This window comes from Clostridium sp. N3C, from assembly GCF_900095445.1.
Lineage (GTDB): Bacteria > Bacillota > Clostridia > Clostridiales > Clostridiaceae > Clostridium_AU.
Window position 1 is genome coordinate 36,297 of record NZ_FMJL01000005.1, and the last position, 20,592, is coordinate 56,888.

22 protein-coding genes and 1 other annotated feature are annotated in these 20,592 nt (G+C 31.2%); of the genes, 8 read left to right on the top strand and 14 right to left on the bottom strand.

Annotated elements, in window-relative coordinates; all coding sequences use genetic code 11:
• Positions 1–4: 4 nt before the first annotated feature.
• Entirely contained in the window at positions 5–1,738 is a 1,734-nt protein-coding gene (locus N3C_RS03290) for an NADH-dependent [FeFe] hydrogenase, group A6 (protein ID WP_074364651.1), read from the top strand.
• Between the two features lie 136 nt (positions 1,739–1,874).
• Here N3C_RS03290 and N3C_RS03295 read toward each other — a convergent pair whose 3' ends face one another.
• Together N3C_RS03295 and N3C_RS03300 are read right to left on the bottom strand one after the other, a co-directional pair.
• On the bottom strand, positions 1,875–2,789 hold the full coding sequence (locus N3C_RS03295; RefSeq protein ID WP_074364652.1) for a 2-oxo acid dehydrogenase subunit E2: 915 nt from the start codon (positions 2,787–2,789) through the stop codon (positions 1,875–1,877).
• A 171-nt stretch (positions 2,790–2,960) separates the two neighbouring features.
• Positions 2,961–3,983: a branched-chain amino acid aminotransferase gene (locus N3C_RS03300; protein WP_074364653.1), complete on the bottom strand. Its 1,023-nt coding sequence runs from the start codon at positions 3,981–3,983 to the stop codon at positions 2,961–2,963.
• A 187-nt stretch (positions 3,984–4,170) separates the two neighbouring features.
• Between N3C_RS03300 and N3C_RS03305 the strand changes: the two genes are divergently transcribed.
• Entirely contained in the window at positions 4,171–4,668 is a 498-nt protein-coding gene (locus N3C_RS03305; protein ID WP_074364654.1) for a TspO/MBR family protein, read from the top strand.
• Between the two features lie 25 nt (positions 4,669–4,693).
• Here the strand turns inward: N3C_RS03305 and N3C_RS03310 are convergent, their stop codons facing one another.
• The gene (locus tag N3C_RS03310) at positions 4,694–5,146 is read right to left on the bottom strand and encodes a hypothetical protein (RefSeq protein WP_074364655.1); all 453 of its coding nucleotides are present in this window, start codon (positions 5,144–5,146) and stop codon (positions 4,694–4,696) included.
• A gap of 138 nt (positions 5,147–5,284) precedes the next feature.
• Here N3C_RS03310 and N3C_RS03315 point away from each other — a divergent pair, with 138 nt between their 5' ends.
• Positions 5,285–5,557 (top strand): hypothetical protein, encoded by a 273-nt coding sequence (locus tag N3C_RS03315; protein ID WP_074364656.1) that lies wholly within the window; start codon positions 5,285–5,287, stop codon positions 5,555–5,557.
• Here N3C_RS03315 and N3C_RS03320 read toward each other — a convergent pair.
• On the bottom strand, positions 5,552–5,920 hold the full coding sequence (locus N3C_RS03320; protein ID WP_074364657.1) for a L,D-transpeptidase: 369 nt from the start codon (positions 5,918–5,920) through the stop codon (positions 5,552–5,554). The genes N3C_RS03315 and N3C_RS03320 overlap by 6 nt on opposite strands.
• Positions 5,921–6,016: 96 nt before the next feature.
• Here N3C_RS03320 and mnmA point away from each other — a divergent pair, with 96 nt between their 5' ends.
• On the top strand, positions 6,017–7,111 hold the full coding sequence (mnmA, locus tag N3C_RS03325; protein WP_074364735.1) for a tRNA 2-thiouridine(34) synthase MnmA: 1,095 nt from the start codon (positions 6,017–6,019) through the stop codon (positions 7,109–7,111).
• A 73-nt stretch (positions 7,112–7,184) separates the two neighbouring features.
• On the opposite strand, the gene N3C_RS03330 is transcribed toward mnmA, so the two are convergent.
• From N3C_RS03330 to N3C_RS03345, 4 genes are all read right to left on the bottom strand, one after another.
• Positions 7,185–8,246, bottom strand: coding sequence for a S1C family serine protease (locus N3C_RS03330; protein WP_074364658.1), 1,062 nt, complete (start codon positions 8,244–8,246; stop codon positions 7,185–7,187).
• 117 nt (positions 8,247–8,363) lie between these two features.
• Positions 8,364–10,298, bottom strand: coding sequence for a threonine--tRNA ligase (gene thrS, locus N3C_RS03335; protein WP_074364659.1), 1,935 nt, complete (start codon positions 10,296–10,298; stop codon positions 8,364–8,366).
• Positions 10,299–10,369: 71 nt separating this feature from the next.
• Positions 10,370–10,569 (bottom strand) — a binding site (T-box leader).
• 64 nt (positions 10,570–10,633) lie between these two features.
• Complete coding sequence (locus N3C_RS03340; RefSeq protein WP_074364660.1) at positions 10,634–11,974, bottom strand: aspartate kinase; 1,341 nt, start codon at positions 11,972–11,974, stop codon at positions 10,634–10,636.
• A gap of 312 nt (positions 11,975–12,286) precedes the next feature.
• Entirely contained in the window at positions 12,287–12,838 is a 552-nt protein-coding gene (locus tag N3C_RS03345) for a hypothetical protein (protein WP_074364661.1), read from the bottom strand.
• Between the two features lie 109 nt (positions 12,839–12,947).
• Between N3C_RS03345 and N3C_RS03350 the strand changes: the two genes are divergently transcribed.
• Entirely contained in the window at positions 12,948–13,751 is an 804-nt protein-coding gene (locus N3C_RS03350) for a tetratricopeptide repeat protein (protein ID WP_074364662.1), read from the top strand.
• A gap of 30 nt (positions 13,752–13,781) precedes the next feature.
• Here the strand turns inward: N3C_RS03350 and asd are convergent, their stop codons facing one another.
• The 4 genes from asd to N3C_RS03370 form a co-directional block, all read right to left on the bottom strand.
• Positions 13,782–14,867, bottom strand: coding sequence for an aspartate-semialdehyde dehydrogenase (gene asd, locus N3C_RS03355; protein ID WP_074364663.1), 1,086 nt, complete (start codon positions 14,865–14,867; stop codon positions 13,782–13,784).
• Positions 14,868–15,001: 134 nt separating this feature from the next.
• Positions 15,002–15,970 carry a glycosyltransferase family 2 protein gene (locus tag N3C_RS03360; protein ID WP_074364664.1) on the bottom strand — a complete coding sequence of 323 codons (969 nt, stop codon included), beginning with the start codon at positions 15,968–15,970 and terminating at the stop codon, positions 15,002–15,004.
• Positions 15,967–16,350 (bottom strand): GtrA family protein, encoded by a 384-nt coding sequence (locus N3C_RS03365; protein WP_074364665.1) that lies wholly within the window; start codon positions 16,348–16,350, stop codon positions 15,967–15,969. Before N3C_RS03365 ends, N3C_RS03360 begins: the two co-directional genes overlap by 4 nt.
• A gap of 108 nt (positions 16,351–16,458) precedes the next feature.
• The gene (locus N3C_RS03370; protein WP_178377756.1) at positions 16,459–17,637 is read right to left on the bottom strand and encodes a glycosyltransferase family 39 protein; all 1,179 of its coding nucleotides are present in this window, start codon (positions 17,635–17,637) and stop codon (positions 16,459–16,461) included.
• A gap of 419 nt (positions 17,638–18,056) precedes the next feature.
• Here N3C_RS03370 and N3C_RS03375 point away from each other — a divergent pair, with 419 nt between their 5' ends.
• From N3C_RS03375 to N3C_RS03385, 3 genes are all read left to right on the top strand, one after another.
• A complete protein-coding gene (locus N3C_RS03375; protein WP_074364667.1) occupies positions 18,057–18,314 on the top strand; it encodes a hypothetical protein in 258 nt (85 codons plus the stop codon).
• Between the two features lie 167 nt (positions 18,315–18,481).
• On the top strand, positions 18,482–18,841 hold the full coding sequence (gene spoVAE, locus N3C_RS03380) for a stage V sporulation protein AE (protein ID WP_074364668.1): 360 nt from the start codon (positions 18,482–18,484) through the stop codon (positions 18,839–18,841).
• Between the two features lie 136 nt (positions 18,842–18,977).
• Positions 18,978–19,436, top strand: a complete 459-nt coding sequence (locus N3C_RS03385) for a hypothetical protein (protein ID WP_074364669.1) — start codon at positions 18,978–18,980, stop codon at positions 19,434–19,436.
• 15 nt (positions 19,437–19,451) lie between these two features.
• On the opposite strand, the gene N3C_RS03390 is transcribed toward N3C_RS03385, so the two are convergent.
• Entirely contained in the window at positions 19,452–19,679 is a 228-nt protein-coding gene (locus N3C_RS03390) for a hypothetical protein (RefSeq protein ID WP_074364670.1), read from the bottom strand.
• 62 nt (positions 19,680–19,741) lie between these two features.
• Positions 19,742–20,488: a pyruvate formate-lyase-activating protein gene (gene pflA, locus N3C_RS03395; RefSeq protein ID WP_074364671.1), complete on the bottom strand. Its 747-nt coding sequence runs from the start codon at positions 20,486–20,488 to the stop codon at positions 19,742–19,744.
• Positions 20,489–20,592 lie beyond the last annotated feature (104 nt).

Here is a 20,592-nt window from a genome sequence, read left to right on the forward strand (position 1 = left end):
CTGTGTGGTTAAGATAACCATCAATAATAGAGAGGTTGAGATTAAAGAAGGAAAAACTATATTAGATGCGGCTAAGAAATTGAATATTGAAATACCTACCCTTTGCCATATGAATATGCAGGACGGAAGTACTGAGAATTGTAATGGTACTTGTAGAGTTTGTGTAGTAGAAGTTGAAGGAAGAAGAAATTTAGCACCGGCCTGTTCCACTCCTGTTACAGATGGAATGATTATAAAAACTAATACTCCAAGAGCTATTAATGCTAGAAGAAACATAGTAGGACTATTACTTTCTGATCATCCTCAAGATTGCTTAAAATGTGAAAAGAATTTGAAATGCGAACTTCAAAAATTAGCGGCGGATTTAGGTGTTAAAGAAATAAAGTATGAAGGTGAAATATCTACTTATCCTATAGATATATCTTCACCATCTGTTATTAGGGATATGGATAAATGTATTCTCTGTAGAAGATGTGTTACGGTGTGCAATGATATCCAAAAAACTTATGTTTTAACTGCTGTTAACAGAGGTTTTGATACAGTAATTTCATCCTTTTTGAGTAAACCTTTTGTAGATACTAAATGTACTTACTGCGGACAATGCTTAGCAGTATGTCCTACCGGTGCCTTAAGAGAAGTCTATAATTATGATGAAGTTTGGCAGGTATTAAGTGATAAGGATAAGTATGTAATTGTTCAGACAGCACCAGCGGTTAGAGCAGCCTTAGGAGAAGAGTTTGGATTGCCTGCAGGTACTGATGTAACTAAGAAAATGGTAGGAGCATTAAAGGCTTTAGGTTTTAAAAAGGTTTATGATACTAACTTTGCTGCAGATTTAACTATTGTGGAAGAGGCTAATGAGCTCGTAGACAGATTGAAAAATGGTGGTAGACTTCCTATGATTACAAGCTGTTGTCCCGCTTGGATTAACTACTTGGAAACAAACTATGGGGATATGTTGGATTATCCTTCTAGTTGTAAATCCCCTCAGCAAATGTTTGGAGCAATTGCAAAAACTTATTTAGCGGACAAGTTAGGAATTGAAGTAGAAAACTTAGTACTAGTTTCAGTTATGCCTTGTGTAGCTAAGAAATTTGAAGCTAATGAAGAAGAATTTAAGAAAAATGCCATAAAAGATGTGGATATAGTTATTACCACAAGAGAGCTAGCTAAAATGATAAAAGAAGCAGGTATGGATCTTACAAATATGGAAGAGCAAGAATTTGATAATCCCTTAGGAGAAGCTACTGGAGCCGGTGTGATTTTCGGAAACAGCGGAGGTGTTATGGAGGCTGCTTTAAGAACTGCTTACGAAATTTTAACTGGAAAAGAATTAGGCAAATTAGAGTTCAATGAGGTAAGAGGATTAGAAGGAATAAAGGAAACTAGTGTGAAATTAGAGGATATTGATTTAAAAGTAGCTGTAATATCCTCCTTAGGCAATGCTAAAAAGGTTATGGATGATATTAGAGCAGGAGTATGTAAGTATGATTTTGTTGAAGTAATGGCTTGCCCAGGAGGTTGCATAGATGGTGGAGGGCAACCATTTATTAGAGCAAACAGAGAAATACTACGAAAGAGAATGGAAGTATTGTATGAAGGAGATTCAAATATGACGATAAGAAAGTCCCATGAAAATCCTATAATTAAGCAGATATATAATGAATTTTTAGAATATCCAAACAGCCCTTTAGCCCACGCTTTATTGCATAGGGGATATAAAAATAGAAAACAATAGTAAAAAGGAGTTAATTTAATGAGACGACCTCCAAGGGATAGATTTTTCGGTTTAACTTTGGGGGTCGTTATATAATAACTCCTTTTTTTAAATCTAATAAATATCAAATTAGTGTTGGGAAAAATTCTTATTAAAACTATATACCATCATCTTCAACTACAACTTTAGGTGGTTCCAACAATTTCTCAGGATGCTTTATTAAGTTTTTAAAATACTTAAGGGCTTTAACTAAGTATATACCGTCGGCAATACGTTCATCTAAGGTTACAACGATATCTAATGAGGTCTTCGTATGTACTTGACCGTATTTATCAATTTCATTGCTTCTTTTTAGTTTTCCCATGGTCAAGAAAAGAGAAGTGGTACCCCATTCATATAAATGATGATTTAAAGCATCATGTCCTATGCTACCTAGATTTGAAATATATGCTGTAGAGTATAGGGGTACAGCATCTATAAAACTCTTAGGTAGTAAGCCCCAATCACAAAGCTTCTTAGCTAAATTTGCAGATAAACTAATAATAGGTGATGGTAATTTTGTAAAAGTTCTCATAAGTTCATCATCACTCTTGTCAGAACTAGATTGACATAACTTTATATGTTCATTAACTTTTTTGGCAACTTCAAACAAAGTTTCTTCCCTAGAAAAGTACACCTTTGCATTAGTTTCTTTGTATTCTCCATTTTCTAATTTAAGCACAATAAAGGAGATAGAAAGGTCATTTCTAGCAAAAAGTTTTTTTCCAGCTACAAAGCGGTTCAAGTAGGGATATTGGGATAAGGTTCTTACTAAAGCCGCTACTATTATTTCAAAGGTTCCTATATTCAATTCTGGATTTTCTCGAGCTATTTTTTTTATGAATTCTCTAGCATTATCAAATTCAAGAGTTTCTGGAGCATGCACAATGCTTCCGTTACGACTCTTAAAGAGATAAGGCATAAGCTTTCTCATAGGATCTATATTTCTAAGTAGTCTGCCATCTTTTCTTATACTATAACCTCTTGTAAGTTTTTTTACTAAGTTTTTTGTTGTAGGTAGTCCAGTATTCATAATTTAATCCCCTCAAAATGCAATAGTTACTAAAATATATTTTGTAATTTATAAATCTATACAGTTAGATTATAAAGCATTTTATAATAAATGTATAGAAAAAGTTAAAAAGCCAAAGATACAGCTAGCTTTATAGCCCTATCTTTGGCATTATAACATATAAGAAAACTATTATATTTTATATATCCAACCTTCAGGAGCTTCAACAGTACCAAATTGAATACCAGTTAAAGTATTGTACAATTCAGTAGTAATTGGACCTACTTCTGTTTCGCTATAAAATACGTGGAACTTATCTTTGTATTGGATTCCGCCTATTGGTGTAATAACTGCAGCGGTACCACAAGCTCCTGCTTCACAAAACATATCAAGCTTATCTATATATACATCTTGTTCTAAAACTTCAAGGTTCATGTATTCTTTTGCAATGTGCATTAAGGAATACTTTGTTATACTTGGTAAGATGGACTTAGAATAAGGAGTTATAAATTTATGATCTTTAGTTATTCCAAAGAAATTTGCAGCTCCAACTTCTTCTATTTTACTATGAGTAGCGGGATCTAAGTATATACAATCGGCAAAACCTCTTTTTGCAGCTTCTTCATGAGGAAGTAAACTTGCGGCATAATTACCTCCTACTTTTACACCTCCTGTACCGTTAGGAGCTGCTCTATCAAAATCCGTTACATAAAAGTTTACCGGTGTCAGGCCACCTTTAAAATATGGGCCAACAGGTACACAAAATACTGAAAAAATATACTGGGAAGCAGGTTTAACACCAATATTATCCCCTACACCAATCATGAAAGGTCTAATATAAAGGGTTGCTCCAGTACCGTAGGGTGGTACATAGGCTTCGTTAGCTTTTACAACTTGAATTACCGCATCTATAAATCTTTCAACAGGGAATTCCGGCATTAAAAGTCTTCGGCAGGTAGAATTCATTCTTTTTGCATTCTCATCAGGTCTAAAAAGTTGAATAGAACCGTCCTTAGTCCTGTAGGCCTTTAAGCCTTCGAAACATTGTTGACCATAATGAAGAGCAGTTGAAGCTTCACTAATAGTTAATTTATTATCTTCTACTAGCTTTCCTTGATCCCATTGCCCATCTTTCCAAAGGGAAATGTAACGCCAGTCAGTTTTTATGTAACTAAAACCTAGGTTACTCCAGTCAAGATCTTTTAAATTACTCATATTATCACCACTTTCACAAAATTCTATATAATATTATAGCATAAATATACAAAAAAATAGTTTTTTTCTTTGTTTTTTTATTAATTAGTGCGACCTTTTATTATCATTATAATATTAAAAGCATAATATGATTATCTGTTTAATAAATTTAATAGAGGATTAATTTATATTAATTGGGGATGATTATATGAAAAATAAAAAAGTTTCTAAAAATAATGATTGGGGCACATTATTAATAATAATAGTTATTATTGAAGGCTTAGCATTCATTGCTAATATATTTAATAAAGGTTCTGGACGATATTATGAAATTTTAAGAAAACCCTTTTTTGCTCTACCTTCAGTAATATTAATTATTTTTTGGCCAGTAGTACTTTTATCAATTTCTATAGCTGCTTATCTTTTTATAAGCAAAAACAGAGAAGGAGTATATAACAGGAGGGGAGTTTTTTATTTTATAGTACAAGTAACTTTAAATTTCCTATGGCCTTTCATATTTTTTAGATTAAATCTTTATGGAATATCCTTTCTATTGTCTTTATTAATAATACTAACTACAGTTTTAACAACAATAAAATTCCTCAAAGGATATAAGGCAGCGGGATTGCTTATGCTACCATATATAATCCTTGTAACTTATTCAAGTATATTAAACTATTACATATGGCTTTTAAATGAAGCATAAGAAAAGTGGCATAGCCACTTTTCTTTTAATAACACTGAAAACTTTCAATATTTCTTAGATCCATTCCAAAAAATCTCCATTGTCCACGTGTCCATCTAAATCCTGAAGCAGATCTATTTCCTACAAAGGTTAGGAAGGCCCAAAATCCTGATCCTCTTCTAGGCCATATATATACAAATCTAAAGGTGCATGGTCTTATGGCGCCAGGATCCATAGCCAGTACTGATGGAGCTCCATAAGTTTGAACTTGAGTACTTGGTTTAGCTGGAGTAAAGGATGGTGGAGGTGAAGTAGGAGCACCATTTTGATCAGGAGTAAAGCCATTGAATGGGAAAAATGGTGGAATAACCTGTCGATAGGGGCATTGAGCTGGTAAGTCTTCCGTCTCAAGTTCATAAAGCTCTTTTATATCCTTTACCCCATCTATCTCTTCTGAATCTTCAAATCTAAAATCATAATAAGGATAATTGTAGTACAAGATTTAACACTCCTAATTAAGTATTACAATATAAAATATGAAAAATTATATATTATGTGATAAAATTTATATTAGGTTTGTTTACAATAATAATAATTATTATTATAATGGATAATTATATATGGCGAGGTATCAAATATGCTAAAAGTATGGGGAAAGGTTATAAAGAACAATAAAATTATTAAAGATAAGGTAGTAAGTTCAAATATAGAAGGTGGTTATCAAGCAAATTTAAAAGCTTGTATAACAATCTTGTGTGAAGAACTAGATATAGAGAAGCCTTACTGGCTTCCCTATAACTTGGAAGAGTTCAATAAACGTAATAAAGTGATTTTTGATCATAATAATTTTATGGAATCAATAAAATTTGATAAACTTATAATAGAAGAACTAGAGTATGAGGAATCATAAGATTTTTACGGTGGTGCCAATAGGGACAGTATTATATAATTCTATTATGTTTTCATTATAGGTTCTAATACAGCCGTTAGATACAGCTTTGCCAATAGATGAAGGATCATTTGTACCATGTATTCCATAACCTTTAATACTCAATCCAAGCCACCTAGCTCCAAAAGGTCCCCCAGGATTATGGGCTTTATTTATTATTGTAAAGGTGCCTTTAGGAGTAGGTGTAGAGGGTTTACCTATGGCTATGGGATAGTTTTTAACTAACTTACCATCTTTAAATAATGACAATAAAAATTTATTAGTGTTTACCAATATTTCATAAGAAGACTGAACTCTTAATAAAGAGTCACTATAAATATTCATATAAACCTCCAAATTGCATGTTTGTTATACAGTATACAGTTTATATAAGTTTATTGTTAATGTTAATAAAAAGAATTTAGGAAGGCAGTGGATGAAATGGATAATCAGAATAAGAGAATTATCGTTGGCATGTCTGGTGGAGTTGATTCTTCTGTAGCAGCACTATTATTAAAGGAACAAGGTTATGAAGTAATCGGTGTATTTATGAAAAATTGGGATGAAAAAGACGATGAAGGACTTTGTACTGTAGTGGATGACTACGAAGACATGAGAAGGGTTTGCGATGAAATAGGTATCAGATACTATTCTGTAAATTTCGTAAAGGAATATTGGGATAGGGTATTTTCGTACTTTTTAGAGGAGTACAAGAAGGGGAGAACACCTAATCCAGATGTAATGTGCAATAAAGAAATTAAGTTTAAAGCTTTTCTGGATTACGCAATGAAAGTAGGGGCCACTTATATGGCCACCGGTCATTATGCTAGACTAGATTATCATGATGGTGAATATCGCTTGCTTCGTGGAGTGGATAATAATAAGGACCAAACTTATTTCTTATGTATGTTAAATCAAGAGGCTCTATCAAAGACATTATTTCCAATTGGACATTTAACTAAAAAGGAAGTTAGAGAAATAGCTGAAAAATATAATTTAACTACAGCAAAAAAGAAAGATAGTACCGGGGTTTGTTTCATTGGAGAAAGAAACTTTAGAAAGTTTTTAAATAATTACCTTCCAGCAAAACCGGGGCTTATGAAAACTATAGATGGAGAGATTATTGGTAAACATGAAGGCCTTATGCATTATACTATAGGTCAAAGAAAAGGGCTAGGAATTGGAGGTAGAGGTACAGGTGAACCTTGGTTTGTAGTAGATAAAGATATTAAAAATAATATCTTATATGTAGCACAAGGGGAAAATAATCCTGTAGCCTTTACTTATGGATTAGAAGCTTCTAATTTAAATTGGATAAGCAAGAAGAAGATGCCAGATAACTTTACTTGTACAGCAAAATTTAGATATAGACAACCAGATCAAGGAGTTAAGGTGATTTTAGGAGAAAATAATACATGCAAAGTTATTTTTGATAAGCCACAAAGAGGTATTGCGCCAGGGCAGGCGGTGGTCTTTTATGACGGTGAAGTTTGCTTAGGTGGAGGAATTATAGAGAAAGGCTTAAAAGAAGTCTAAATTTTATAGAACAAAACTTTACTTAAATATAAATGTAGCAGGAGAGAAAATAAATTTTTCTTCCTGCTTTATTTTATAGTGTCAATTTTTTAGTTCTATAAAATCCATTTCTATAAATAACTACTTCTACAGTATCACCGGCTTTATGCTTTTCTTTAATAGCATTAATTTCATCAGCGGAATTAACTTTTACACCGTCGAACTTTACAATAATATCTCCACATTTTAAACCAGCAGTACAACAACAGCCATTTTTAGTGACTTTATTAACAAAGACTCCTGTTGGAACCTTTTCATACTTAGTCATTTCCGGAGTAACTTTCATAGCAACCATGCCTAGCTCAGGTATAGGAGAAGCCATAGCGCTTAATCTTCCTTTTACAATGTTAATTGGAATAGAAAAACCTATACCTTCAATACCTGTAGCGCCAATTTTAGCAGTGTTAATGCCAATAACCTGTCCTGAGCTGTTCAATAGGGGACCACCACTGTTCCCAGGATTTATTGCTGCATCGGTCTGAATAAAGGATAGAACTCTATCATCTATTACTATATTTCTATTAACAGCACTGATTATTCCAGAAGTTACTGTACCGATAAACTCTTTTCCTAAGGGATTACCAATAGCGATAACTGTCTCACCAACCTTAAGTGTATCTGAATCTCCTAATTCAACTATGGCAGGAACCTTTGATCCATCAATTATTTTAAGCACTGCTAAATCCTGATTTTCATCGAAATTTACTATTTGTGCTTCTGCTTCAGTGTTATTACTAAATATAACTTTTACACTACTAGCATCAGCAATTACATGATGATTAGTTAATATATATCCTTCATCGTTAATTATAAAGCCTGAACCGATACCTTCTTCAACTACATCGCCATCATTAAAATCATCCTCTATTATACTCCTAGTAGCTACACCTACCACAGCAGCATTTACTTTTTCAACTACTTCCGGTATGGATGAAAAGTTATTTTGAGATAAATTATAAAGATCCCTGTAACTAATAGGATTTGCCTTTTTAATAGGGAGGTAATAATCTCTATTTACTGTACAACCAATAAGTGAAAGTATAAGTATACTTGTAATTGTAAACAGTAAAATAGTTTTTCTTCTCATATATTCCATGGTCACCTCCAAAAGTTTTAATCATTAATGTTATTCTTTTCAAATAAAGAGTTAATTATTATGGAATATAATGGACAAAAAAAGCTAGTCATAAAGACTAGCTTGTAGGTTATAGGACTATTTTTCTTTTGCTTCTATTTCTTTAACAATTCTTTCTACGAAATCATTAAGATCTACAGGACCTTCATCGCCATTCTTTCTGCTTCTAACTGCTACCTGATTGTTCAGAGCTTCTTTTTCTCCAACTATAAGAAGATAAGGAACTCTTTCCATCCTACCTTCTCTAATTTTATAACCAATCTTTTCAGCTCTGTAATCGCCTTCTACTCTGATGCCTTTATCCTTTAAAGTTTTAACAACTTTTTCAGTATAATCATGATACTTTTCAGATATTGGAAGTACCTTAACCTGTACAGGTGCTAGCCAAGTAGGGAAGGCACCAGCATATTTTTCTATAAGCATTGCTAGAGTTCTCTCATAGCAACCAATAGAAGTTCTATGAATAATTATAGGTCTTTTCTTTTCTCCGTCTTTATCAACATAAGTCATGTTAAATCTTTCTGCTAAAGAGAAATCTATTTGCACAGTTATGATAGTATCTTCTTTTCCATGTACATTTTTAAATTGAATATCCAACTTTGGACCATAGAAGGCAGCTTCACCAATGGCATCTTTATAGTTAATTCCTAGGTGGTCTAAGATCTTCTTCATCTTTGCTTGAGCAGCTTCCCATGCTTCAGGATCATTAATATACTTTTCCTTATTATTAGGATCCCATTTTGAAAATCTATAAGTAATATCATTTTCTATACCAAGAGTAGTCATCATGTAGTTTATAAGATCCACTACGCCTTTAAATTCTTCTTCCAATTGCTCTGGAGTAACCACTAAGTGTCCTTCTGAAATTGTAAATTGTCTAACTCTAATTAATCCATGCATTTCTCCAGAAGCTTCATTTCTAAAGAGGGTGGAAGTTTCGGCATATCTTAATGGCAGATCTCTGTAGCTCTTTTGGCTTGCATTGTATATCATAAACTGGAAGGGGCAAGTCATTGGTCTTAGGGCCATTACTTCATCATCATTAGATTCATCGCCTAATACAAACATTCCATCTTTGTAGTGATCCCAGTGTCCAGAAATCTTGTATAAATCACTCTTAGCCATAAGAGGAGTTTTAGTAAGCAGATAACCTCTTCTTTCTTCTTCGTCTTCTACAAAACGTTGAAGAAGTTGCACTACTCTAGCTCCCTTTGGCATTAATAGAGGAAGACCTTGACCAATTACATCCACAGTAGTAAACAGTCCAAGTTCTCTACCTAATTTATTATGGTCACGCTTTTTAGCTTCTTCTAATTGTGCTAAATGAGCTTCTAAGTCTGATTTTTTTGTAAAAGCAGTACCATATATTCTTGTTAGCATCTTGTTATTTTCATCGCCCTTCCAATAAGCACCAGCTACAAGAGTAAGTTTAAAGGCTTTCACAAATTTAGTATTCATTAGGTGAGGACCAGCACAAAGATCCACAAAATCACCTTGTTTATAGAAGGAGATTACTGCATCTTCTGGTAGATCTTCAATTAGTTCAACTTTGTAATCTTCTTTAAGTTCTTTCATTTTAGCAATAGCTTCGTCTCTAGGTAATTCAAATCTTTCAATAGGTAATTCTTCTTTTACTATCTTCTTCATTTCTTCTTCTAACTTTGTCAAATCTTCAGCAGAAAAAGAACCTTCTTTATCAAAATCATAGTAGAAACCATTATCTATAGCTGGACCTATAGCTAATTTAGTATCAGGATATAGCCTTTTAACAGCTTGCGCTAGAATATGTGATGCAGTATGTCTAAAAGCTTTTTTTCCTTCTTCATCATCAAAGGTTAATATATTTAATGTGCAATCCTTATCTATTAGATATCTTAGATCAACTACTTGATCATCTACTAGACCTGCACAAGCAACTCTAGCTAATCCTTCACTGATTTCTTTAGCAACCTCATATACGGATTTTGCTTCAGCAAATTCTTTTACGCTGCCATCTTTTAATGTTACTTTCATAGTTTAATACCAATCCTTTCCATTAGTATATCTAGCATTTAGCAAAATAAAAACTCGTCACTTTTCAAAAGAAAAGGGACGAGAGTATCTTCCCGCGGTTCCACCCAATTTGTTATTAATAAACCACTTAGTTAGGATAACGGCATTACCGGGCTCTATTAAAGTCACTCAGAGGTGGTTTTCAGCTAGATTCCATTAAAGAATGCTTTCAGCTAATACATTCTATCTCTGTTAATTTCCTGTAGCTTACTTTTCTCTTCATAGTATTATTACTATTCAATTAAATATATTATAACATATTATTACAAGCTGTAAAGATACAGTTTATAGAAAGCTTATTTTTTCATAAATGCATTATAAATAGCTCTTACAGATTTTTCGAAATCCTCAACTTCTACACCGACTATGATATTTATTTCGGAGGAACCTTGATTAATCATTCGGATGTTAACCTGTTCATTAGCAAGAGCTGAAAAGATAGTAGCAGCTATTCCTTTGGTTCTTGACATTCCTTTGCCCACAGTGGCGATTAGAGCCATATTTGGGTGAACTACTATTGAATCAGGGTTACATTGTCTTTTTATTTCTTCCAAAACAGAATCTAACTTATTTTGGAAGCACTTATCTTCTACCACTAAAGATACGCTATCTATACCAGAAGGCATACATTCAAAGTTAATTCCATTATGTTCAAAAATAGATAGGATCTTTCTACAAAAGCCTAATTCATTATTCATCAAATGTTTTTCTATGGCTATTACTGTGAAATTTTTCTTGCCAGCTATACCGGTTATGGTATAATCTTTAGTATTTGTAACATTATCATCAACAATAAGGGTTCCTCTATCTTCTGGTCTATTGGTATTTTTTATATTTATAGGTATACCTGCTTCTCTAACAGGGAATACCGCTTCCTCATGTAACACGCTAGCACCCATATAAGAAAGTTCCCTTAGTTCACGATATGTTACAACATCGATAGGTTTTGCATCAGGAACTATTCTTGGATCTGCCATCATGAAACCAGAAACATCAGTCCAGTTTTCATATAAGGAGGAATTGGTACCACGAGCTATTATAGCTCCAGTTACATCAGAGCCTCCCCTAGAAAATACTTTTATGCTTCCATCAGGCATTGATCCGTAAAATCCAGGTATAACCGCTCTCTCTATAGAAGCTAGTTTTTCCTGAACAAGTGTATTGGTTTTTTCAGCATCAAATACGCCAGCCTCATTAAAATATATCAATTCAGCAGCGTCTACAAATTCATAACCTAAGAGTTTTGCTAATATTATTCCGTTAATATATTCTCCTCTGCTTGCAGTGAAATCAGCAGAGGCACCATCAGCAATTTGCTTTTTTACATTCTCTAGAATATAATCGATATCTAATTCCTTTAAATGGTGATATTTTAAGATTAAGCAAGCTACAATTTCTTTATAACGTGCTGCAATAATATCAAAAACATCATTAAAAGGAATTCCCTGTTGAACGTGAGCATGACACAAATATAATAAATCAGTTATTTTATAGTCTGAAGAGAATCTTTTACCTGGAGCTGAAGGTACTATGTAACGTCTGGATGGATCAGATTCTACAATATGTTTTACTTTTTCAAATTGACCTGCCTCTGAAAGAGAACTACCCCCAAATTTAGCTGTAACTATAGTTTCTATAATAATTACCCCCCTAGTTATAATAAATGTTAAATTTATATTTATATAATATCAATTTATTAATAATTCTGCAATGTTGTGTAAATATTTACATAATTAAATAAGATGCAACATTTTAATAAATTATAAAAAGTTCTTATAATTGTCAATATAATTGCTACTTATTTTTATTTACTTCTATAGGAGTATTGATTGTAATTAAGTAGGATATTATGACTAATTTTGACTTTACTATATCATCAGCATCATTATCATTGAATTATTGTATCATATAAAATTAATATTATCAAAGAAAGATATTGGGTGAAAATATTAGAGGTATTTATAAAAGTGATTATTAATAAGTTTAAATCCGTTTTTATAATAAAATTTTGCTCTGTCTAAGCCGCTGGTATCATCATCTAAATCAGCACTTATACCATATATGCAATTAATTTTGTAAGAATTTGAAAGGGATTTTAGTTGAGAATTTAAATAGGGGATTATAGTTTCTTCTAAAAATTTTATAGCTGAAGATCCTCTTCCTTGTCTTTTTTTTGATCCAGCATGAATTTTAATAACTTCTAAGGAAGGGTAGTGGTTATATATTTTTAAACTTAATTCCATTTGCAATAAGTCATTGTGAGAAAGATATCTTCCAAAAAAGCCATATATATAAAAGTGTTTTAAGCTAGATATATCTTGATCTTTAAAATTGCATAAAAATATTATTGGGTTGGAATACTTATCGTATAGGATATCGTAAATAAAATAATGCTTTTCATAAAAGTTGTTTTTTAAAATATAATGATTTAAGTCATTTTTTACGTTATTGGAAGAAACAGAATTCATAATATCAATAAATTGACTAAAGGTACAATACATGTTGGGACCTATAAAATATTATTACAATACATTATATACTAAATAAAAATGTATAATGATAAGTTAATTTGAATACTATAGATAAGCAAAAATAAGCGAGGGATTTATAATGAAGTTATATATTGCCAAAATACTATTATTAGGTTTTTTAGGAGTTTTTAATAATTCAATAGATATCACTGGTAATTTCCTAGATAATTCAATAGAAGAACAGTATATAAATAAACATTTACCCTCAAAGGCGGAAAAAATTCTATTTAAAAAGAAAAATTATTTTACAGAGCAATTAGATGGGAAAGGAAACAAGGAAATTATTGTACCTTTTAAGGAAAAGGGGATAGACAAAGCAATTTTCTTATTAGTAATAAATTATGATGATACTAGCAGTACAGCCTATAAAGTAAAGGGAGAAGGAAGCAACATTGAAAGATTAGAATTTCACGATATAAATGGTGATGGAAAAAAGGATATAGTTTTAGGCACGAGAACTGGAATGGATATTCATGAACTAACGGTATATTCTCACGGCAAAAATAAAATGCACAAAGAATTCTCTTATTCATATAGTAAACTTGATATTTTAGAGGATTCTAAAGATAGTTCTGTAGTTATGGCTTTTTGGAAAAGAGGTGAGCAAAATTGTTTTAAAATAGAGTTGGTACGTTGGAACGGAAAGGAATTAATAGAAGCAAAAGATTTAAATAGAAAGTATTTTGCAAAAGTTGTAGAATACTATAAAAATCTTTGCTCCCTTCAGAGGGATAATGCTTGGGCTTGGTACTATTTAGCAGATGCTCAGATAAAGGCTGGCTTTAAAGAAGATGCAGCGGTTTCCATTGCTAATGGAGTAGCTTTAAATAAGGAATCACCATCAAAACAACAATTTGAGCAGTTAAAAAGTAGCATAAAATAAAGACAGTCTTTCATAAGACTGTCTTAGTTACTATTCTTTAGAAGTTAAATAACCCTCAGCATAAAGTAATTCAGCTGTTAAAACAGCACCACCAGCGGCACCTCTTATAGTATTGTGAGATAAGCATACAAATTTATAGTCATAAATTGAATCCTCTCTCAATCTTCCAATAGATACTGCCATACCATTTTCAAGGTTTCGGTCAAGTTTTGTCTGAGGTCTATTTTCTTCTGTAAAATAATTCAAAAATTGTTTTGGCGCACTAGGTAAAGATAATTCTTGAGGTCTGCCAGAATAGTTTTTCCAACATTCAAGAATTTGCTCTTTAGTAGGCTTCTTTTCAAAATTTACAAATACTGCAGCCATGTGACCGTCAGATGCTGGAACTCTAATGCATTGAGTTGTGATTTTTGGTAAAGTAGCATGAACTATTTGGTCATTTTCGATATGGCCCCAAACCTTTAGAGGTTCCTGTTCACTTTTTTCTTCTTCTCCACCGATAAAAGGAATAATATTATCAACCATTTCAGGCCAATCCTTAAAGGTTTTTCCTGCTCCAGATATAGCTTGATAAGTTGTTACTACAACTTCTTTAGGTCCAAACTCTTTTAATGCATTTAAAGCAGGAACATAACTTTGAATAGAGCAATTTGGTTTTACAGCTATAAAACCTCTCTTGGTTCCTAAACGCTTCTTTTGAGCTTCTATTATTTTTAAATGATCATTGTTAATTTCTGGCACAATCATGGGAACATCTGGTGTCATACGATTAGCAGAATTATTTGATACCACTGGAACCTCTGCTTTAGCATATGCTTCTTCTAATTTTTTAATTTCATCTTTGTTCATATCTACAGCGCAGAAAACAAAATCTACTTCATTTTTTATGTCATCTATGTCATAAACATTTTTTACAACTATATTTTTAACGGCATCTGGTATTGGAAGATCTAGTTTCCACTTACCATTAACGGCCTCTTCATAAGTTTTGCCAGCAGATCTTTCACTAGCAGCTATTGCTACAACTTGGAAGTATGGATGATTGTTGAGTAAAGTTATAAATCGCTGGCCAACAAAACCTGTACCCCCAAGAATTCCAACTTTCAACTTTTTCATACTTTAGCACCCCTCTAATAAAATTCATTAATTGGATATATATTCGAATCATCGTAAAAATATTATACTATATCTACAAAATAAAACAAGTATTTAGTATAGAAGATGAATATTTATACATTTTGTCGGATAATTTATTTTTCTGAATAATTTTTATTCTTTTCTTCTGTAATGTTGTATGTATCTTTTATTATATACAGAGGCCTTCCTTTAGTTTCATCATATATTCTAGCTATGTATTCGCCAACTATACCTAAAGATAGCAATTGTACTCCGCTAAAAAAGGAGATGGCAACCATAATAGATGTCCAACCTTGTTCAATATCTGATTGAACTATTTTGCTTATTAAAGTGTATATTAGTATTAAAAATGATATTAAAACAGAAAATAAACCGAGAGTAGTTATTAATTTTAGCGGTTTACTGGAAAATCCTATAATTCCATCTTTGGCGAATTTAATCATCTTTTTTAAAGGATATTTGGTTTCGCCAGCAAATCTTTCATCTCTAACATATTCGATGGCTACTTGCTTAAAGCCTACCCATGAAATCATTCCTCTTACAAATCTGTTTCTCTCCGGTAATTGAAGAAATACTTCAGCAACTTTTTTATCAATTAATCTAAAGTCCCCAGTATTTTGTGGTATCTTAGTATCAGACATAGCATCTAAAAACTTATAAAAGTACTTAGCTGTAATAAGCTTAAACCATGTTTCTCCTTTTCTTTTTTTTCTTTTTGCATAAACTACCTCATTTCCACTTTGCCAAAGTTTCACCATATCAACTATTAGTTCTGGTGGATCCTGTAGGTCTGCATCAATAATGACTATGGCATCTCCCCTAGCAACTTGTACACCAGCAGTAACAGCCGCTTGATGTCCAAAGTTTCTAGAAAAGTTAACTACCTTTGAACTTGAATCTTTTTCCGCTATTTGTTTTAAAATATCAGGAGTTCTATCAGTACTTCCATCATTAACAAATATAAGTTCATGGTTAAAGTTATTTTCTAACATAACAGATTTAAGTCTATTGTAGCATTCTTCAGCTACTTCTTCTTCATAATACATTGGCACTACAACTGATAATAAAAAATTCTCTTTCATTTACTTTTTCCTCCTTTTTTAAAGGTCCAAAACTTATTAAGCAAATAATTAAATATCATAGTGATAGGAATAACAAAAAATTGAGCATATGTTTTGCTTATATTAAGTTTATTTATAAAGAATGCAAGCAGAATATTGCTTAATCCAAGGGTAAGTAAATTTACAACAATAAATTTACTCAGTACTTCTTTACTCTTATCTTTTGCCGTAAAAACCCAATAGTTGTTAAAAAAATAACTATTGACAGTACCTGCAACATATCCTATTGTATTAGATAAATTAGGATCGATACCTATATTAGTTAGTATTTGATATATAATGACGTTTATAACAGTATTTATAACTCCTACTATACCAAATTTAAATAATTGCTTAAACATTATTAAAATCCTTTCCTAAAATAACTAACTATAAATTATAGTTTTTTCTGATTAATACAAAACAATAGAATTATATATTTAAAATGAAGATTAATCAATAGTAACGCTCTACTGTAAAGATTTTCTTTTAAGGTTACAAGAAAGAGATATTGGTATAAAAATCCATGAAATAATAAAGGCATATCTTGCTTGCATTTCTGTAATCAAATATAGTAAAACATATCCTGCAAAGAGAATTATAAAGAAATAATCAAAACTATTTATATTCTCTTTTTTACTGGTTTTCTTGACAATTTTCCAAAGGAAGATAAGTAGGATAAAATTACATATTATTATTACTGAGGCCTTATTACTATTGAAAAAGCTAGATACAAAAGTTAAATCCGCATTAGGCACAGTCCAATCATAAGCACCAAAGTCTCCCAAACCCCATTGAAATACTAATTTTCCAATATAGAAGGGAATTAATATATAAATTGGAGTAGTGGTTAGTCTTTCTTTAATAATTTTTGTAGCTTCATTTTTTACTAATTCAGTATCATAGTTATATTTATCAGGTAAAGCAGCATCTTCTTCATTCCAACGGCCTAGAGATTTTATATTTGTACCTTTAAGTATTGATGTATGGTATGGCTCTTTGGAATTCCATAATTGGGTATCTGTTATATTGTTATGAAACAACATATTACTAATAAATAATAAAGGTAATAGAAATGCTATTACTAAAGGAATACAGGTTCTGACAAGATCCTTGAAACCTTTATACAAAAGAGTATACATTAAATAAGCAATTATAAATACAATACCAACCATTCTAAATAAGTTTCCTACAGACAAAAAAAGTCCTGCTAGTAATGGATATAAGTAGTTTTTTTCTCTATGAAGACTTTTAAAAAAGTAATAGACACTAAGAAGATAAAAATGAACTGCCATATTTTCTGATACAACTTGAGAACAATACATTATATAAGGTGGAAAGATGGCCATAAAAAAAGCAGCATATCTAGATACCTTTTTATCTTTGTATAGCTCATTTATCAATAAGTACATAGCATAAACTGCAAAAGTTTGAAAAAATATATTCAGGATCTTTATTAGTAACAATGGACTGTTAGAAAAATTGTAAAACAGTGAAAAATACAGAACTGTAATAGTATCATGAGCAAATCTAGCGAAATAAGCAGTGCCATGAAAGGATTGATAGTGTCCCTGTGCTACCGATGCTGCGGTATTATACATCAAGGCAAAATCAGATTCGGGCTTTGATGGAACTAACAAAACCCACATAAGTCTAAGTGCAAAAGCTAAAACTAAAATATAAAAAGTTATATTTCTTTCAAATAAATTAAAAATTGTTGTTTTAATATTAAATCGGTCTTTAATGTAAATATAAGTTGTTAATATTAATAAAAAAAGAGTAAGTATCGGAAATATTATTTTTTTGGTTTCTATAATAAAGTAAAAAGGAATTAAAATAGTAAATATGCAAATAAAAATTACCACTGTTTTCATAGCATATCTTAAAAAACTGCTAAAATAATTAACCATTGTTATTACAACACCTTCCTTAAAAATAATTTTCTTCTATTATGATTATAAGTTCATTGTTATTTATCTACAAGCTTTTTATAAAAGGAAATATTATTGAAAATGTTACACATAATATTTAAGAGGAGAAATATATTTTATAAAAAGGAGATGAGCTTGTGTCTAAGAGGAAAGAATATGCGGTTATTTTAGTAGAAAATGAAGATACATGTTCTATCAAGAAAGTAAGTCAAAATTCTTTTAATCAAATTAAAGATATGAAAAGTCGCGGTAAAGACGATCCTTCCATTGTTAAAAGTATTGTGGAATTAAATACTAGAGAAGATAATATTATATCTAATGGATTAACAAAACAAGAAGCTATTGAACAGGCTGACAAAATAGGATGTGATTTTTTATCCTTAGAAACTAATTAAAACATAGACTGAGGAGATCTCAGTCTTATTTGCTAGTATGCAATTGTAATAATGAAGAATTAATAAAAAATCATAACAATTAAAGGAATGAGAAATAATAGATTAAAGATCAAAAGTTTTACTTATGGAATTATAAGAACAATCATAGGATGAAAGGGGAGAAACATATGCATTTATCAAAGTTATTTTGGGCTTTTGCAGTTGGTGGAGGGATATGTGTTATAGGTCAAATTCTAATGGATGTGTTTAAATTAACACCAGCGCACACTACGTGCACTTTAGTAGTAGCAGGAGCTATATTAGGTGGATTAGGTCTTTATGAACCATTAATTAAGTTAGCAGGGGCAGGTGCTACAGTTCCAATATGTAGTTTTGGAAATTCATTACTTAAGGGCGCTATGATGGAAGCAGAAAAGAGAGGTTATATTGGTGTTTTAACAGGTATATTTAAAATCACAAGCGGAGGTATTTCTGTTGCTATAATTTTTGCTTTTGTAGCTTCTTTAATTTTTAAACCTAAAGGATAAAATGTAACTGAAATTTAGATCGAAAAATAAAACAAATATTTGTAGAAATGTATATAAATATTTGTGATAATAAATATTGGAAAAAATATAATAAAATGGTATAATTTAAACTGTCATTACTTTACTAGGGGGGAATATGTTTAGATTAAAAGTTCAACTAAGACCTATGAAAAGAGTGGCCATTAATATAAACTATAGGCCAAGATTAAATGCTTTATGCAAAGAACTTATACAATTCAATAGGAAGCGATATCCAACATTCACTGAAGAAAAGAAGCAAAAGGACAAACTGTTTTTTTCTCCATTGTTCTGTAAGAAGTATGAAGTGCATGAGGGAAAAATTATTTTTAAGGATTCCATAAGTTGCTATATTTCATGTCCATCCTATAGTACTGTGCTTGATTTAGTTCAAGGATTTTATCATAAAAATATAATTAAATTAGGAAGAGTGGACATGGAGGTAGTTTCTATAGAATTAAAATCTATTGAAAACTACAAGAGGTCCGAAAAGCCTAAAAAACATATTTACAATGAAGAGCATACTATGATAAATTATTCTACAGTCAATGGAGATGAAGTTGCTCTTATGAAGTAATTATAAAAAAAACTGTTATAATAAATTATAACAGTTTTTTTTGTTTCTTAAATTACAATGTTCAATTAAATCTATAGTTCCTAAAACTATATGCGCTAATCCAAAGCCTACAACTCCAGCTGCAGCCATTCTTACTAGATCATTTTTTTTCGTATGTTTTGCTTTCATAGCTTTATAATCAACAATTGCTCCAGCGGTTGTAACAATAGTACCTAAAGCAGTTGGTATTAATCCCTCTTTCATTTAAATTCCTCCCCTTATTTAAGTCAATTGCTTTATTTATATCTTTCCTCATAGAAGAAGTTTTATTCTGTTATCTTTAGTTTGTCCTTTAAGTCAATTCTTAACATTTCCAAAAGGATTTTTTCTTTTTCTTTAATTTTTTCTTTTGACATAGGTTCTGTATCCTTTAATCTATATTTTATTCCCATAGTTTCGTATTTATTTACTCCTAAAGTGTGATAGGGGAGAAGTTCTATTTTTTCGATATAGTTTATATCATTAATAATTGAGGCCAACTTTTCAAAATGTTCTTTACTATCTGTAATGTCAGGTACAACTACATGTCTTATCCATAGAGGGACTTTTTGTTTTTGAGCAATATTTAAAAAATCATATGCCCCTCTGCCATCCAAACCAGTAAGATTTTTGTATCCTTCTGAGGTAACATGTTTAATATCAAACAAGATTAAATCGGTATACTTTAAAATTTCTTCATATTTACCAACACCATAACCAGCTGTATCGATTGTGGTATGAATTCCATTTTCTTTGCAAAGTTTTAAAATTTCAATTAGGAAGTCCGCCTGCATCAATGGATCTCCACCGGAAAATGTTACTCCACCACCAGAACGTTCAAAGTAGGGTTTAAAACGTGTGATTTTTTTATATAATTCATCTGCTTCTATTTCAGTACCTTCATTCATAGCCCAGGTATCTGGATTATGGCAATAGGCACATCTTAACTTACAACCTTGAAAAAATACTACAGTTCTTATACCTGGTCCATCTACTAATCCCATACTTTCTATAGAATGAATTCTTCCTTTCATGTATGTCACCCACTTTTTCATCGATTTTTATCTTATTATACAATGCTTTTTAATATTTTAAAAGCTTATTAAATATCATTATTACTTACTTTTATTCATAATAT